This is a genomic window from Streptomyces sp. NPDC127106 (genome assembly GCF_042677605.1).
Taxonomy (GTDB): Bacteria; Actinomycetota; Actinomycetes; order Streptomycetales; family Streptomycetaceae; genus Streptomyces.
This window is the reverse complement of record NZ_JBHXTC010000014.1, coordinates 68575-69284: the sequence shown is the minus strand read 5'-3', so window position 1 is coordinate 69284 and position 710 is coordinate 68575. Positions and strand designations below refer to the sequence as shown.

1 protein-coding gene is annotated in these 710 nt (G+C 73.8%); it reads right to left on the bottom strand.

Features of this window, described 5'->3' with window-relative positions; translation table 11 throughout:
• On the bottom strand, positions 1-534 hold a 534-nt coding region (locus ACFVGY_RS15215; protein WP_385676493.1), incomplete at its 3' end, for a hypothetical protein.
• Positions 535-710: the final 176 nt, after the last annotated feature.

Sequence of the window (710 nt, the reverse complement as noted above, 5' to 3'; positions counted from 1 at the left end):
ACGCCAACCCCGATGACGCCTGGTCTGGTGGGCTCGGTTTTGTTTATAAGAGACAGGGTCCTCGGCGCGGCCCTCGCCCGCCATGAACCGCCAGACCAGGGCGTGGGCCAGGACGATCAGCGCGATGAGCATGAGGGCTTCGGCCTGGATGGGGCGCAGGCCGGTGCGTTGGACGCTCTCGGGAAACGCCCCCACGACGGCGATCAGGGCGTAGAGCAGCGCGCTGGCGCCCTGCTGCCACGTGACGTCGCTGTCGCCGCGGGCCCGCGCGAGCAGCCGCAGGGTGCAGGCGCAGCCGACCACGGCGAGGGCGACGAAGGCCGCCCGCCAGATCTGGGGCTGCGCGGTCCCGCCCACCTGGGCGAACAGCCCTATCAGGGCCGGCAGCAGGAAGGACAGGTAGACCCCGCCGACGACGCGCCGCAGGGCGGGGTCGCGCGTCCAGTCCGCGTGGCTCTGGACCACGTTCCACCACAAGCCGACCAGGGTGAAACAGGTCGCGGAGAAGAGGGCGTAGAACGTACTGACATCCATGAACCCCGAGCGTGGCACCCCACCGACCCCGGCAGTCGCCACACGCCGGTGGCCACGCCACCTCCGTCGGGACGGAGTAGCGGGGGCCCGCGCGGCCCGGGCGGGGGGGGGGGGCCCCCCACGCAAGCGAGCGACCCCGCCCGCGGGGGGGGGGGGCCCCCCACGGGGGGGTTGGG